Below are 14,094 nucleotides of genomic sequence, written 5' to 3' on the forward strand. Positions count from 1 at the left end.
CATGTGCGCCATGCCGCAACGCCCGGCGCGTGCGGCGGGATTCCATGCGCCGCGCTGCACCGCTTGGGGGCGCGAGCGCGGTGATGGGTGCGCAAGCGCGGCGTGATTCACCGCGGCAGTGCGCGCGTCGCGACGGCTTTGGTGCGCCTGTGTGCGGCGCCTGCGCTCGCACGCACCATCTGGCGCAGCGTTCCGCGCAGTGGCACGAACCTTGCGCGGAGCGCTTTGTCACGGGAGCGCGCGCATGGTCATGCTGGCTATGCGCGCAACGATCCACGCCGGCACGCGTGGTGCCGGTACCGAGTCCCCATGTGGTGCGCACGAACCTGCCGGAGGTGTGATGCCGATCCTTCTTGTCGTGTTGGCGCTGCAGGCCCTCGTGCCGGGTGCTACCTCATTTGCCGCGCTGGCGCGATACGACAACGCGCGCACCGCGGCTTGCACCCGGTTGGAGGGGCCTCCCTGACATCGCGGCGCATATACCGCCACGCCGCGGCAGCCGCCACCCCCACCCTGAACCCGGATCCAGAGGAGCGCAAATGAACCGCAGCGATGTAACCGACCTGATCATCGAAGCCAAGGTCACCCAAGGCATTCGCTGGGCGGATGTGGCCGAGAAGGTAGGCAAGAGCAAGGAGTGGACGACCGCCGCGTGCCTGGGCCAGATGGCCTTCGACGCGCCCGGCGCGCAGGCCGTGATGGAAATCTTCGGCTTGCCGCCGCAGGCCGGGCCGTGGCTGCGTGCCGTGCCTTACAAGGGCTCGCTGCCCACTTCCGTGCCAACCGATCCACTGATCTACCGCTTCCACGAGCTGGTCAGCATCTACGGGACGACCTTCAAGGCGCTGATCCACGAAGAATTTGGCGACGGCATCATGAGCGCGATCGATTTCCGCATGGACCTGCAGCGCGAGGCCGATCCGAATGGCGATCGCGTGAAGATCGAGATGTCAGGCAAGTTCCTGCCCTATAAAACCTACTGATTGGGGCTGGCACCCGGGCGCTCCGCGCCACGCAGAAACGGGTACGCTCCCTGTTCCGGCCTCCTGAAAGCCGCGCAGAAATGGGTACGGAACAGGTTTTATCGCTCACGCAGAAACGGGTACGCTTTGGTTATGCGGCCCGTTTTTGCGCATGGCGTCCGTCCTACGCCCCATACAGTTCCGCCGCCGTCGTTCCTGCCGGCAGGCGCGTGAGCGGCAGCGGTGGCGGGTCCAGCGGCAGGCGCAGCGCCTGGTAGGCGGCCTCGCTAGAGAGCCCATAGGGCGCAGCGTCGGCATTGTCAAAGGCGTAGTACACCGCCGCCACGCCTGTCATGGTCAACGCGGCCAGGCACATCGGGCACGGATGGCCGCTGGCATACACTATGGCACCCTTGAGGCTTGGCCGGCCCAGCTTGCGGCACGCGGCGCGGATGGCTTGCATCTCGGCGTGCGTGGTGGGATCGAAGCTGTGCACGATGTCGTTGACGCCGGTTGCCACCAGTTCGCCATCGAGCGCGAGCACCGCGCCAAAGGGCCGGCCGCCGCGCGCGCGATTGGCGCGGGCCAGGCGTACGGCTTCGCGCAGGTGTTGTTCATGGATAGACATGGGATCTCCGGGAGGGGGCGTGGCTAGTGGGGGGGCAGCCCTTCATCGCACGCGATTCGCGCAAATATGAAACCTTGCGCATCAAGGCATTTGAAAAAAATGATATACAATGGCTCCGCTGAATCCCGCCATTGCGCCTGCCCAAATCCTAGGCTGGCGTGCCGGGGCCGACCTGCAAGGTCACCACCAGCGACTGCAGCACGGACATCGGGATCGGCTTGGAAAAGACACGGATATGCGCGGGAATGCCGCCACGGTCCGCAATCGCATGCTTGTCCAGCGAAGTCACCACGACGATGCGTGTGGCGGCAAACTCCTGCTGCGCGTCGATGGTCCGGCACAGGCGAAAGCCATCGATGCCAGGCATGATCAGATCCAGGATGACAAGGTCGGGTTTGCTGCTGCCAATGAGCAGCAGACCGTCGTATCCGTTGGTGGCCTCGAGTATTTCGACCGGTGGGTTGAGGGTTTCCAGCGCCATGCGGTAAATCTGCAGCAGGTGCTCGTCGTCTTCTACCAGCAGTACGCGAAACGCCCTTCCCGCCGGGGCGGCTGCCGCTGTCGTGGACGCGGCGGTCTGGCTGCGCTGGTCGGCCACCATGCGGTCGACCGAATCGGCCGGGATCCTGCGATGTCCGCCGTCGGTCTTCCACGCGGGCAGCCGGCCGTTTTCGACCCAGAGCTGGACCGTGCGCAGGGAGACGCCAAGCAACTCGGCAGCGGTCTTGGTGGAATAAAAGCGCAGATCGGTCATATGGCCTCTTCAACTGACGCAACGCGCGCCGGGCGAGGCTGCGGCGTTACGTATCGTATTGTTTTCATTATTCTTCGGAAAGCTGCCAGAGCGCAACTTAATGCCAGGAAAACACGCAATCATGATAAGGCATCGCTGAACCGTCGAAGCTAACGCTTCGCGATGCACCTGGCCGGCTAAGCCGGATGTCCCGGGGCGATGGGCCAGTGCGAGCGGACTGGCGCAGCCGAATAGATCATACTGTGAAGCTTTGCCGCAAGCAGGCTGCCCTCAGGCAGCAGCACCGGGGGGGTGCGCGGGGCGCACGCACGCGCGGACTAGTATCGAAGGCTGCGATTCACGGCTGTGATGAACAATATATTCGTTTTTTGGTAGCTTTCCCATGAGGCTGGAAATCTACCGACAGGCATTGGCAGGTGCGCATCGCTCCGCGAGGCACCCGTTCTGGTCAGGCATTGTCATCGTGGTCTGCATCTGGTGCGCGCTCGCCGGCTGGGGCCTATGGGACCGCGCGGCCGAATTGCGGCACGTGCATGCCGGCCTGGCCCGCGTGGCCGGGCTGCTCGGCGAACACGCCGAGCTTACGCTGGCCGAGGCCGACCAGATCGCGTCGCTCACTGGTGGCGCCGTGGTGGAGCGCGGGCCTGCGCTGCCGCTGGCGCAATGGAAGCGAGCCGGCTACCTTGCTGTCGAGCCCTTTCTCGAGGTATCCGTGCTCGACCGCGCCGGCAGGCTGCGCGCATCCACCAGCGAGGGCTTCGAGTCGCTGGACCTGAGCGACCGCCAGTATTTCCGCGTTCACGAGAGCCGTGCGCTGCCGTCGCTCTATGTCGGCATGCCGCTTGTCGGGCGGGTCAGCGGCCACTGGTCCGTGCAATTGTCCCGAGGCATCGTGGCCGCCAAGGATGGCCGCTTCGCGGGCGTGGTGGTGGTGTCGCTCGACCCCGGCTATCTGTCGCAGGTCTACGCAAAGGCGGGCCTGGGGGATTCCGGCACCGTGCTGCTGGCGGGCACCGACGACTTCGTGGTGCGCGCGCGCTGGAGCGAGGAAAGCTGCCAGCCGGGCCAGATGCTGATGCCCGGATCGGCGTTGCGCAGGGCACTGGCCGGCGCGCAGGACAGCCTCATCACGGCCGCCGGCGGGCTGGATGGCACCCGCCGCATCTACGCCATCCAGCGCCTGCCGGGGCGCAATCTCGCGGTGCTGGTCGGCATCAGCAGCGATGCGGCCCTTGCCAGCTATCACGACCGCCTGCGCGTCGGGATCGTGATCGCCGGCGTGGTCACCGTGCTGGTGATGTTCTTCCAGGTCCGGCAGTTCACCGCGCTGGGCCAGCTCGCCGCGCTGGCCGACCGGGAGTCCGTGGTGCGCGATATCCTGGCCGAGAAGAAGCAGCATTTGCGTGGGCTGTTCCTGGCCATGCCCGACGGCGTGGCGGTGTTTGGCCGCGACCGTGTGATCGACGAGACCAATACCGCGCTGTGCGAACTGCTGGGCGTGTCGCTGTCACGGCTGCGCGGCGCCACGCAGCGCGAGTTTGTCCACTGGCTCTACCGCGGGCGGCGTCCAGCGCGGCAGGCCTGCCGCGCCGAGCAGCTCCTGGCGGAGCTGGACCGGGCCGAGCCGGCCGGGGAGTTCGCCGGCATCGTCGAGTTCGACATGGCGGTGTCGCCCGCCTACGAGGTGCGCATCGTGCATGCGGCCAGCGGCGGCGGCCTGGTGCTGGTGCTGCGCGACGTGACAACGCAACTGCGCCATGACCGCATGAAATCCCATTTTGTCTCCGCCGCCGCGCACGAGCTCAAGGCGCCCGTGGCGGGCATTGCCGGCTATGCCGAACTGCTGAGTGCCGATGTGGTGCCGGTGGAGCGGCGCAATGGCATTTATCGTGCCATCCACGCCCGTGCCGGCCAGCTCAACGCGCTGTTGTCCGACCTGCTCGACCTGGCCCGCATCGAAGCCCGCAGCAGCGGCATGCTCGAGCGTGAACGCGTGGAGGTGGCCACGCTGGTGCGCGAGACGGTGGCGAGCGAGTTCGCCGAAGAGGGCAGGGTGCGCGTGATCGATGCCGGCGTGCCGCTGCACGTTCTGGCGGACCGCGCGCAATTGACTCAGGCGGTGCGCAACCTGATAGAAAATGCGCTGAAGTATTCTGACGGAAAAGATGAGGTTACCGTCACGGTCGAGCCGCTGCCGCTAGAGCAGGAAAAGGTCTCGGTCAGGGTCGAGGATCGGGGTATCGGCATGACGAAGGAAGAAGCGGGCATGGCGTTCGACAATTTTTACCGGGCCAACCGGCAGGGCGATACAACGGGGAATGGCCTGGGCCTGGCGATCGTGCGGGAAATTGTGGCGGTGCATCAGGGGCAGATCACGCTTGCCAGTGAGATCGGCAAGGGCACCGTCGTCACCCTCAGCCTGCCGGCGGCCGCATGAAGCGCTGGCTGCGGGGAGAAGCGGGCCGGGCGGGGGCGCGGCGGCCCGCCTTGCTGGCGGCGTTGCTTGCCGCCGGCCTGGCGTTATGGCTGGTCGCGATGCTGGCCGCGCACGATGCGCGCGAGCGCGTGGAGCGCATGTCGTCCGCGGTGCGTGACAACCTGGAGCTCGCGCTGGCCGATACGCTTGGCATTGCCTACCAGAACCGCGCGCTGGTGGGCGCACCCTGCCGCAGCGTGGCGCGCCAGTTGCAGGAGCAGGGTGCCTACACCGCCTATATCCGCGATGTGGTGCTGGTGGCGCGCGGCATGCGCTATTGCTCGGCAGTGCGCGGCGAGATCGCGACGCCGCTGGGCGAACTGCTGAACTGGCAGCCCGGGCTGCAATACCACCTTGCCAAACCCCATCGCGGCGGCAGCATGGCGCTCGCCGTGTTCTTCGGCACTGTCCCGGGCAGCGGCGTACTGGTCTGGGTGGAGGGGCGCTACCTGGCCGACATGGTGCAGTCGGCCGGCAAGCTGGGGTTTCCGGATATCGAGATCGAGGTGGCGGGCACACGGTTCATGCTCAACGGCAGCGATGGGGGCGAACCCTCCGGTACCCCAAGCCTCGTCGTGCGTGATGATGGCGGGCAGGGCGTGCACGGCATTGTCGACATCCGGCCACTGGCGGGACACCCGATCACCGTGATCGCGAGCGCACCGCACAGCCTGGTGCTGCAGGAGAGCCTCAAGTACCTGGTGCTGCCACCGCTGGCCGCGGGCATCGCCGCGCTGGTGGTGCTGGGGCTGCATTCGCGCCGCGCGGCGCGCCGCTCCTTTGCCGCGGAGCTGCAGCGCGGGCTGCGCAACGGCGAATTCGTGCCTTACTACCAACCGTTGGTCGATCTGGAAAGCGGGCTGTGCGCGGGGGTGGAAGTGCTGGCGCGCTGGGCGCACCCGCGACGCGGCTTGCTCGAGCCGGAGCATTTCATCCCGGCCGTCGAGCAACAGCATCTGGCGGTCGCGTTGACGCTGCACCTGATCCCCCGCGTCCTGCGCGACCTCGAGCCGCTGGCGTTGCCGCCCGCGTTCCATCTCGCCTTCAACATCACCAGCGAGCACTTCGACGACCCCAGTTTCTGGGCCGAAGACTCGCCGCTGTTCGCGCTGCTGCGGGCCAACGTGACCCCGGTGCTGGAAATCACCGAGCGCGATGCCGTCTCGCTGGTGGAGCACCAGCGAAGTGCGATCCAGCGCGCCAAGGCGCGCGGCATCAAGCTGGCGGTGGACGACTTTGGCACCGGCTACTGCGGCCTGGCCTACTTCAAGCAGTTCGAGGTGGACTTCCTCAAGCTCGATCGCATCTTTGTGCAGGCCGATCCTGGCGACAAGGTGAGCGGCCAGATTGTCGACGTCACCATCAACTTTGCCCACGCGCTGGATCTGGCGGTGGTGGCCGAAGGCATCGAATGCGAGGAACAGCGCGTGTTGCTGGCGGGCAAGGGCGTGCGCCTGGGGCAGGGATATCACTTCGCGCGGCCGATGACGCGGGCAGGGCTATGCGAGTGGCTGCCCGCGCATCTCGAGCGCGGCGCGCCGGCAGCTTTGCCTGATGGCAGCCAGGCCGTGCCGGAGCGCGTCTGATCCTCTCCTGGCGGACCGGTCGCAGCGCAAATATGAAACTTTAGCCCTATTTTTAATTGATAAAAATGATATATAATCCGGATATAGCCTTACTTTCCCCGTCGGGCTATGCGCCTCCCTGCCGGAATACCCTTGCCGGCCAGTGCCTCGTGCTCCTGCGCGAGGCGCTTTTCTCTCGCATTTCTCTGTCTCCCCCACTGCCGGGCCTCAATCGCGTCTCAATCGCAAACGCGTGGGCATTCGTCCTACACGGCTTGCAGCCGCCGCCTGACACGCAAAGCCCCCGCGGCTGCCTAAGCTGATCTCAGCGCTCTCCCGTTCATGCATGTGGACACGGCGCGGGCACGGCGATCTTGCCGGCGCCCGCCGCTGGAGGGCATTCATTCCTGTACCAGTCGCTAACTGGAGCTGACGATGAACAAGGATCAAGTGAAGGGCCGTATCGAGGAAGCCAAGGGCAAGATGAAGGAAGTTGCCGGGAGGGTGACCGGCCGCGCCGGCACCGAGATCAAGGGCAAGGTAGAGCAGATCGCCGGCAAGACGCAGGCCGCTTATGGTGACGCCAAGGAAGACGCCAAGCGTAGCCGCTAACGCGTGAGCGCTATGGATAACGCCGCCGGTGCCCGGGGTCATGCGACCCCGGGCACCGGTGGCGTTGCTGCATTCAGCGGCTCAGCTGAAGCACTCGTTGTAGTAGCGCGTGGCGGTGCCCACCGGACGGAACGTGTACGGCAGCTCGGCAAGTGCCGCTGCGTCCAGCGAGCCGAAGGGGATATCGAGGCCGAGGCCGCCGGCGTCGGTGACGGCCTGGTCCTTGCGCTGGGTGTCGTGCGTGGATTTGTGATGCGTGCTCATATGCTTTCTCGCTGAGTCTGACTGTCGCGCCATGCGGTAATGCCTCGTGGCTGGCGCTGGTGAAATGGCGATCCGTGTGGCTGCCATCGGTACGGGCCATCTTAGCCAAACGCGCCGGAAAGAAAATCCAGCCCTGGCAAAATACACTATTGCGCAATTGCATCCAATCGCGCGCCGGCCGAGGCGCTGGCAGCACGTGGCGCGCTGACCGGGTATGAGCGGTGCCTTACCCGCCCCATTCCGCATTCCTTTCCGGATTCCCTTTGCGCACCTCGATTCGTCAGCCTTATCGGTCTATATTTGGCTAGGGCACGTGCATGCCGCGCTGCCTCGTTGCCGTGAGCGCGCGCAAGCACCGCTGCGGCACTGGCCTGCCGCGACCCGGCCCGACCGACCCACTGCAGGAGCCAGCCATGTCCCGCTTCCCGCCATTGCCGCCGTGCTTTGCCGATCGCCGCGAAGCCGGGATCTTTCTTGGCCGGCACCTGGCGGAACTCGGCTTTGGCGCCGCCGCGGCTGGCGAGACGCCACTGGTGCTGGCGCTGCCGCGCGGCGGTGTGCCGGTTGCCTTTGAGGTGGCGCGGATCCTGGAAGGGCGCCTGGATATCTTGCTGGTCCGCAAGATCGGCGCCCCCGGCTATCCGGAACTGGCGCTGGGCGCGGTGGTGGAAGGCGACGCCGCCGGCAGTGCGCCGCTGACGGTGGCAAACGATGATCCCTGGACACGCCGCGCGCGTGACAGCGGGGCGTTCGATGCCGAGCGCGGCCGCCAGCTCGACGAGATCGGGCGCCGGCAGCAGCGCTATCGCGGCGGTGCGCCCGTGCCGGCCATGGCTGGGCGCACCGTGATCGTGGTGGACGATGGCGTGGCGACCGGCGCAACCATGCGCGCCGCGCTGGAAGGCGTGCGCCGGGCGCAGGCAAAGCGGGTGGTGGCGGCCGTGCCGGTTGCCTCCGTCGATGGCGAGGCCAGCCTGCGCGCGTCGGCCGACGAGGTGATCTGCCTGAACGTGCCAGCCAGCTTTGGCGCCGTGGGCGCGTTCTACCTGGATTTCAGGCAGACCACCGATGAGGAAGTGATGGCTTTGCTGCGCCAGTGCGACAACGGGCGCCCGGCTTGAGGCTGCGCTGCTGGCTGCGCGGGCGTCTTTAGCGCTGCGCCGCCAGCCTGGCCTTCAAGTGCGGCACCAGCCCGCCGGCCTGCAGCAGGGCACGCAGGAATTCGGGAATCGGCTCGCAAGCCACGCGGCTGCCATCGGGCAGCACCAGGCAGGCCTGCTCGAGCTCAAGCCGCGCCGTGCCGCCATCCACCAGGCGCGTGGCATCGGGGCAGATCAGCACCGGCAGGCCCAGATTGATCGCATTGCGGTAGAAGAGGCCGGCGAAAGACGGCGCGATCACGGCGGCCAGGCCGAGATGGCGCAGCGCCTGCGGCGCCTGCTCGCGCGAGGAACCCACGCCAAAATTGCGCCCGGCCACCAGCAGGTCGCCGGGGCGCACCGTGGCCGGAAACTCGGGACGCAGCCCGGCCAGGCAGTGACGGGCAATCTCTTCGACACCCCCCTTCATATGGGCGCCGGGCGCCATCTGGTCGGTATCGACGTTGTCGCCAAAGCGCCAGATACGGCCGCCCGGAAGGGGATGGATGGGGGCTGGGCTCATGGCAGCAACCCGCGCGGGTCGGTGATGCAGCCGGTGACGGCGGATGCCGCAACCGTCAACGGTGAAGCCAGCCAGACCGCGCTGCCGCTCTCGCCCATGCGGCCGGCAAAGTTGCGCGCGGTCGAGGCGATGGCGCGGCTGTCGGCAGGGAAGCGGGACGGGCCATAGCCCGCGCACGCGTTGCACGCATTGGGCAGCAATTGCGCCCCGGCATCCAGCAGGATGGCCAGCGTGCCCTCGCTCTCTGCCTGGCGCTGGTCGCGCAGCGAGGCGGGCGCTACCTGCAGCGTGACGCCGGGCGCCACACGCCGGCCGCGCAGCACGCTGGCGGCCATGCGCAGGTCTTCCAGCTTGGCGCCGGTGCAGGCACCCAGGTAGGCGATGTCCACGCGCTGGCCGGCGGCCTGGTCGACAGGGCCGGTGTTGGCCGGCGAATGCGGCGCGGCCACCTGCGGCGCCAGCGCGGCCGCGTCGAAGCGGTGGCTGGCCAGCATGGGCGCGCCGGGCTCGGTGCGCCAGTGGGAGAGCGCGATGGCGTCGAGCGTGGCGGCGGGCACGCCGGCCTGCGCCAGCCAGGCCAGCGTGGTGGCGTCGGGCGCGATCAAGCCGGTCTGCGCGCCAAGCTCGGCGCTCATGTTGGTCAGTGTCATGCGCTCCTGCATGGGCAGCGCCGTCACGGCCTCGCCGGTGTACTCGATGGCTTCGTAGCGGCCGCCGTCCAGCCCCAGCCGGCCGCACAGGAACAGCATGATGTCCTTGGCGCAAACGCCGGCGGCCAGGTTGCTGTCCCATTGCAGGCGGATGGTATGCGGCACGCGCAACCAGATCTCGCCAGTGGCCAGCACGCCCGCCATCTCGGTCGCGCCGATGCCGAACATGTAAGCGCCAAACGCGCCGCCGGTGGGGCTGTGGCTGTCGCCGCCCACGATGAAACGTCCCGGCAGCACGTGGCCGTGCTCGGGCAAGACCACATGGCAGATGCCTTCGCCGTCGATGAAGTGAGGCAGGCGCGCCTCGCGGACCCAGTCGCGGGTGAAGCGCACGATGGCCTCGGCCTCGGGATCGGCCGCGGGCAGGTAGTGATCGGTGACCACCACGTAGCGCTCCGGATCCCACACTTTGGCGCCCAGCTCGCGCAGCAGCGGCGCCACCCGGCGCGGGCCGCTGGAGTCGTGTGACATGGCCAGATCCACCCGGCACGTCACGATTGTGCCCGGCGTGACCGTATTGAGGCCAGCAGCCCGGGCAACCAGCTTTTGCGCCAATGTGGCCGGCGTGTGGGCGGGCCCGGCAAGCGGCCTCATTCGGGCGTGGCTCCCGAATACTTGACCACCTTGGCCCAGCGCTTGATGTCATTGCGCACGAAGGCAGCAAAGGCATCTGGAGAATTGCCGACCGGCTGCGCGCCGTCCAGCTCCAGGCGCTTGTGTACCCCGGGCGCCTCAAGGCCCTTGCGGGCAGCCTGGTAAAGCGCCTGCAAGACGTCCGGCGGCAGGCCAGCGGGGCCGAACAGGCCGAACCAGGCGCTGGACTCGAACCCCTTGACGGTGGCGCCGATCGGCGCGACGCCGGGGAACTGCGGCAGCGGCGTCGGGCTGGTGACGCCAAGCACCTTGAGCTTGCCGGTCCTCACGTGCGGGAGCACGTTGAAGGTACTGGCGAACATCAGGTCGACCTGGCCCGAGAGCAGGTCGGTAATGGCCGGCGCGGTGCCCTTGTAAGGGATGTTGACGATGTAGGTGCCCGTCATCATCTTGAACATGTCGCCGGCCAGGTGCACCGACGAGCCCACCGAGCCGATCGCAAAATTCAGCTTGCCGGGCTTGCTTTTGGCCAGCTGGATCAATTCCGGGATGTTATTCGCGGGCAGGCTCGGTGTGGCAACCAGCACGCTCGGCACGGTGGCCACCAGCGTGATCGGCGTGAAATCCTGGACCGGGTCGAAGGGCAGCTTCTTGTACAGCGTGGCGTTGATGGTGTGGCTGGTGAAGCTCATCAGCAACGTGGTGCCGTCAGGCGCGCTCTTGGCGACCGTGTCGGCGGCGATATTGCCGCCGGCACCCGGGCGGTTTTCCACCATGACGGGCTGGTCCAGCTCCCGGGACATTTCCTGGGCGATGGTGCGCGCCAGCGTGTCCGTGGTGCCACCGGCGGGCGCCCCCACCAGGATGCGGATGGGTTTGCGGGCGGCCACCTGGGCGCGCGCCGACGGCGCCTGCGTGAGCAAGCCAAGGCTGGCAGCGGCGCCGAGCAGCCCGCGCATTGCCTTGCGGCGCGAGGGGCGTGTGAGCGCTTGGGAGAGAGGTCGGCCCATGCGGGGAGCAGGCATCGCGGATTCCTTCCAGGAAGATCGTGAGCGTGCAGTATCGCTTGCTTTTCTTACTCGCGCAGCCCCGTTCGCGCTTCGCTTTCCACCCAGACATTGGCGCTGTCGCCGCCGGCGGGGGAGAGCTCCATGCGGTACTCGTAGCGGTCCGGGCGGTATTGGCCGAGCAGGAATTGCACCGGGCGGCCAGCCTTGTCCAGCACCACGCGGCGCACCGCCAGCAGCGCGCCACCCACCGGCACGTCCAGCAACGGCGCCACCACCACATCGGCCAGCCGGGCCGACAGCGTCTGGCTGGCGCGTCCAAGCTGCACGCCCGAGCGCTCGAGCAGGCGCAGCATCGGCGTGAGCTCGAGATCCTTGCGATTCAGGCTGCGGCCCAGGTCGGCCGGCAGGTAGGCGGTGATGTGCGACAGCGGGCGGCTGCCGTAGTGGCGCACGCGGACCACCTTGACCACCGGGTCGCCCGGCTGCAGGCCAAGCGCTTCGGCGACTTCCGGGGTGGCATGCACATCGTCGATCGAGATCACCTTGACCGAGGTCTTCTGACCCATGTCGATGATGTTGTCGAGCAGGCTGCCGGGCCGGTCGCCGAGCGTGACCGGCTTGATCGGGTGCGGGTTGACGAAGGTGCCAAGGCCGCGATGACGGCGTACCAGACCCTCCTGCACCAGGCGATCGAACACGCGCCGCATGGTCACGCGCGAGGCGTGAAACTGCTTGGCGAGATCGATTTCACCGGGCAAGGGGCCTTGGCCAAAACGGCCTTCCACGATCTGTTGGCGTAGTACCACGTAAATCTGGTGATACAGGGGAACGACGGCTTCACTCATGGTTTCCCTTGTGATTAGGCGACAGGTTTGAATTAGCCTTAATGTACTTTAAATCAGACATAGAGCCTAGTCATGTTGCCATTTATGCGCTATCAGGTACCCCGGCGTGGCTCGGGCGTTGCGTGCGCGCAGCGCATAGGCAACATGCGGCGCAATTGCCGCGCGCGAAGGCCGCTGCGCCCAGGGGCTGCGCATGCCGTGCCGGACTGCAACGCCCGAGTCTCATCCGAAGGGTTGAGACCCGTGGCGAGCGACGACCAGTGCACCGGCGGTGGGGCGTGTTTCACTCGCGATACAGCGCCTGCGGCCAAGGGTTTTCCTTAGGAACCCCGCTAAAGGCCTGATAGCAGGGGATTTTCGGCGGTCCCGGGGAATGCCTGGCCACGCAGGGCGTCCGGCCGTGTCTCAGCCGTGTGACATGTTGTGTGCGGTTCACAGCGGCGGCGCCCGCGCACGGCGTCCGGAGGCTAGGCAAAGGCTGATGTGATGGCTATGTAGCCCTTGTATTTCAAGGGATTACAGGATTGGGCTCTTTGCCTGGCACTGATTATGCGCAAGGAGAGGCTGGTTTGGCGGAATGCCGGACCCGGGCCTCCAGCCGTCGTTCCCCCGAGCGCGAGCGAGAGGTCAAGCCGCTGTGACATCCTCCTGGGAGCTTCTCATGAACAAAACTTTAATGGCAACCGCTGCGGTCCTGGCCTTCGGGTTCAGCGGTTACGCAATGGCAAATCCGTGCGGAGATAGTGACAAATCTTGCAACCAGGAGAGCAAATCAGGTTCGAATAGCCTGACTGCCACTGCCAACTCGACGCAAAGTGGCAATAGCGGCCCGACTGCGAATGAAGTTTCCAGCTATTCGAAGGTTTTCCAGAATTCGTTCAATAGCAGCAAGGCCATTGCCTTGACCAAGCTGGAAGGCTACGTCAGCAACGTGAAGATCCACAACATCGGCAACTACGTCAGCAATGAGGGCGATGCCAACGGTGGCAAGGGTGGCAAGGGCGGCAATGGCTACGGCGGCACCGGCAAGGGTGGCACGGGTGGCAACGGCGGCAACGGCGGCAACGGTGGCAATGGCGGCAACTCTACAAACGGCAGCGCCACCAATGGCAGCGCCACTAACTACGGCGCTCAAGCTGGCGACGGCGGCGACGGCGGAAAGGCGGTCGGCTGGGCTGGTGACGGCGGCAATGTCAAGGCCAGGGGCGGCAGCGCCCTCAGCGCCAGCGTCGGCGTTGGCGGCAAGGGCGGCTCTGCCTATAGCGACGGTGGCAATGCGTGGTCGGGTGCCAAGGGCGGCTCGGGCGGCAAGGGCGGCAGTGCCGAAGGTGAAGGCGGCGGTGCGCTCAGCGCCAGCGTCGGCGTCGGCGGTAGCAGCCATGCCAAGGGCAACGCCGGCAACGGCGGCGCCGGCAGTGCCGGCGCGGCCACCGCGACAGGCGGGCTCGGAAGTGCTGGCGGCGGTACTGGTGGCGCCGGCGGAGCAGGCACCTCGGCCGCAACCGGCGGGGGCGCTGGCTCCACCGGCGGTGCGGGCGGTGCCGGCAGCGGCGGCGCGGCGACCTCGACAGCTGGGGCCGCTACCGGCACTGGCGGCGCGGGCGGTAGTCAAGCCAGTGTCGGCGGCGCTGGAGGCGCGGGCGGCAGTGCCAGCAATGGCAGTGCTACCAGCTCGGCGAGCAATGGCAGCAGCACGGCAGGTAGCGGTGCGGTTGGCGCGGCTGGCGGCGCCGGCGGCACTGGCCAGGGCGGTACCGGCGGCACCGGCAATGGTGCGGTTGGCGGCGCTGGCGGTGCTGGCGGCTCGATCGCACTCAATGCGGGCACCTTCAATATGTCCAACACCATGACCAGTGTCGGGCAGTCCGCAGCCGGCATCATGATGGCCAACCAGAACAGCGGCATGGCTTCCCTGGTGCAACAGGGCGTCACGGTTCAGGCCAACCTGGCCGTCGGCAGGTAAGTCTCTCGCTCGTGTGCGGCGCCCGGCGTGCGGCGGGGGTGGATGGCCC

Annotated in this window: 13 protein-coding genes; 6 read left to right on the plus strand and 7 right to left on the minus strand. The window is 67.2% G+C overall.

What is annotated here, in order from left to right; all coding sequences use genetic code 11:
- Positions 1–539 precede the first annotated feature (539 nt).
- Entirely contained in the window at positions 540–983 is a 444-nt protein-coding gene (gene cynS, locus ACGLHR_RS14575) for a cyanase (RefSeq protein ID WP_400094690.1), read from the plus strand.
- 163 nt (positions 984–1,146) lie between these two features.
- Here cynS and ACGLHR_RS14580 read toward each other — a convergent pair whose 3' ends face one another.
- Positions 1,147–1,590, minus strand: a complete 444-nt coding sequence (locus tag ACGLHR_RS14580; protein ID WP_400094691.1) for a nucleoside deaminase — start codon at positions 1,588–1,590, stop codon at positions 1,147–1,149.
- A gap of 148 nt (positions 1,591–1,738) precedes the next feature.
- Complete coding sequence (locus ACGLHR_RS14585; protein ID WP_400094692.1) at positions 1,739–2,344, minus strand: response regulator; 606 nt, start codon at positions 2,342–2,344, stop codon at positions 1,739–1,741.
- 382 nt (positions 2,345–2,726) lie between these two features.
- On the opposite strand from ACGLHR_RS14585, the gene ACGLHR_RS14590 reads away from it, so the two are divergent.
- The 3 genes from ACGLHR_RS14590 to ACGLHR_RS14600 all read left to right on the plus strand — a co-directional run bounded on the left by ACGLHR_RS14590 (position 2,727) and on the right by ACGLHR_RS14600 (position 6,997).
- Positions 2,727–4,781: an ATP-binding protein gene (locus ACGLHR_RS14590; RefSeq protein ID WP_400094693.1), complete on the plus strand. Its 2,055-nt coding sequence runs from the start codon at positions 2,727–2,729 to the stop codon at positions 4,779–4,781.
- Positions 4,778–6,406, plus strand: coding sequence for an EAL domain-containing protein (locus ACGLHR_RS14595; protein WP_400094695.1), 1,629 nt, complete (start codon positions 4,778–4,780; stop codon positions 6,404–6,406). The genes ACGLHR_RS14590 and ACGLHR_RS14595 overlap by 4 nt, the downstream gene beginning before the upstream one ends.
- A 414-nt stretch (positions 6,407–6,820) precedes the next feature.
- Positions 6,821–6,997, plus strand: coding sequence for a CsbD family protein (locus ACGLHR_RS14600; RefSeq protein WP_400094697.1), 177 nt, complete (start codon positions 6,821–6,823; stop codon positions 6,995–6,997).
- 81 nt (positions 6,998–7,078) lie between these two features.
- Here the strand turns inward: ACGLHR_RS14600 and ACGLHR_RS14605 are convergent, their stop codons facing one another.
- Positions 7,079–7,261 (minus strand): hypothetical protein, encoded by a 183-nt coding sequence (locus ACGLHR_RS14605; RefSeq protein WP_400094699.1) that lies wholly within the window; start codon positions 7,259–7,261, stop codon positions 7,079–7,081.
- A gap of 413 nt (positions 7,262–7,674) precedes the next feature.
- Between ACGLHR_RS14605 and ACGLHR_RS14610 the strand changes: the two genes are divergently transcribed.
- Positions 7,675–8,382 (plus strand): phosphoribosyltransferase, encoded by a 708-nt coding sequence (locus ACGLHR_RS14610; RefSeq protein WP_400094700.1) that lies wholly within the window; start codon positions 7,675–7,677, stop codon positions 8,380–8,382.
- Between the two features lie 28 nt (positions 8,383–8,410).
- Here ACGLHR_RS14610 and ACGLHR_RS14615 read toward each other — a convergent pair whose 3' ends face one another.
- From ACGLHR_RS14615 to ACGLHR_RS14630, 4 genes are read right to left on the minus strand one after another with little or no spacing between them, the layout of a single operon-like run.
- On the minus strand, positions 8,411–8,923 hold the full coding sequence (locus ACGLHR_RS14615; RefSeq protein ID WP_400094702.1) for a 3-isopropylmalate dehydratase: 513 nt from the start codon (positions 8,921–8,923) through the stop codon (positions 8,411–8,413).
- Positions 8,920–10,227 carry a 3-isopropylmalate dehydratase large subunit gene (locus ACGLHR_RS14620; RefSeq protein ID WP_400094704.1) on the minus strand — a complete coding sequence of 436 codons (1,308 nt, stop codon included), beginning with the start codon at positions 10,225–10,227 and terminating at the stop codon, positions 8,920–8,922. Before ACGLHR_RS14620 ends, ACGLHR_RS14615 begins: the two co-directional genes overlap by 4 nt.
- Positions 10,224–11,252: a tripartite tricarboxylate transporter substrate binding protein gene (locus ACGLHR_RS14625; protein WP_400094705.1), complete on the minus strand. Its 1,029-nt coding sequence runs from the start codon at positions 11,250–11,252 to the stop codon at positions 10,224–10,226. Before ACGLHR_RS14625 ends, ACGLHR_RS14620 begins: the two co-directional genes overlap by 4 nt.
- 50 nt (positions 11,253–11,302) lie before the next feature.
- Positions 11,303–12,082: a GntR family transcriptional regulator gene (locus tag ACGLHR_RS14630; protein ID WP_400094706.1), complete on the minus strand. Its 780-nt coding sequence runs from the start codon at positions 12,080–12,082 to the stop codon at positions 11,303–11,305.
- 661 nt (positions 12,083–12,743) lie between these two features.
- On the opposite strand from ACGLHR_RS14630, the gene ACGLHR_RS14635 reads away from it, so the two are divergent.
- Positions 12,744–14,045 (plus strand): hypothetical protein, encoded by a 1,302-nt coding sequence (locus ACGLHR_RS14635; RefSeq protein ID WP_400094708.1) that lies wholly within the window; start codon positions 12,744–12,746, stop codon positions 14,043–14,045.
- Positions 14,046–14,094: the final 49 nt, after the last annotated feature.

This window comes from Cupriavidus sp. CuC1 (assembly GCF_044627735.1).
In the GTDB taxonomy this organism is placed as follows: Bacteria; Pseudomonadota; Gammaproteobacteria; order Burkholderiales; family Burkholderiaceae; genus Cupriavidus; species Cupriavidus ulmosensis.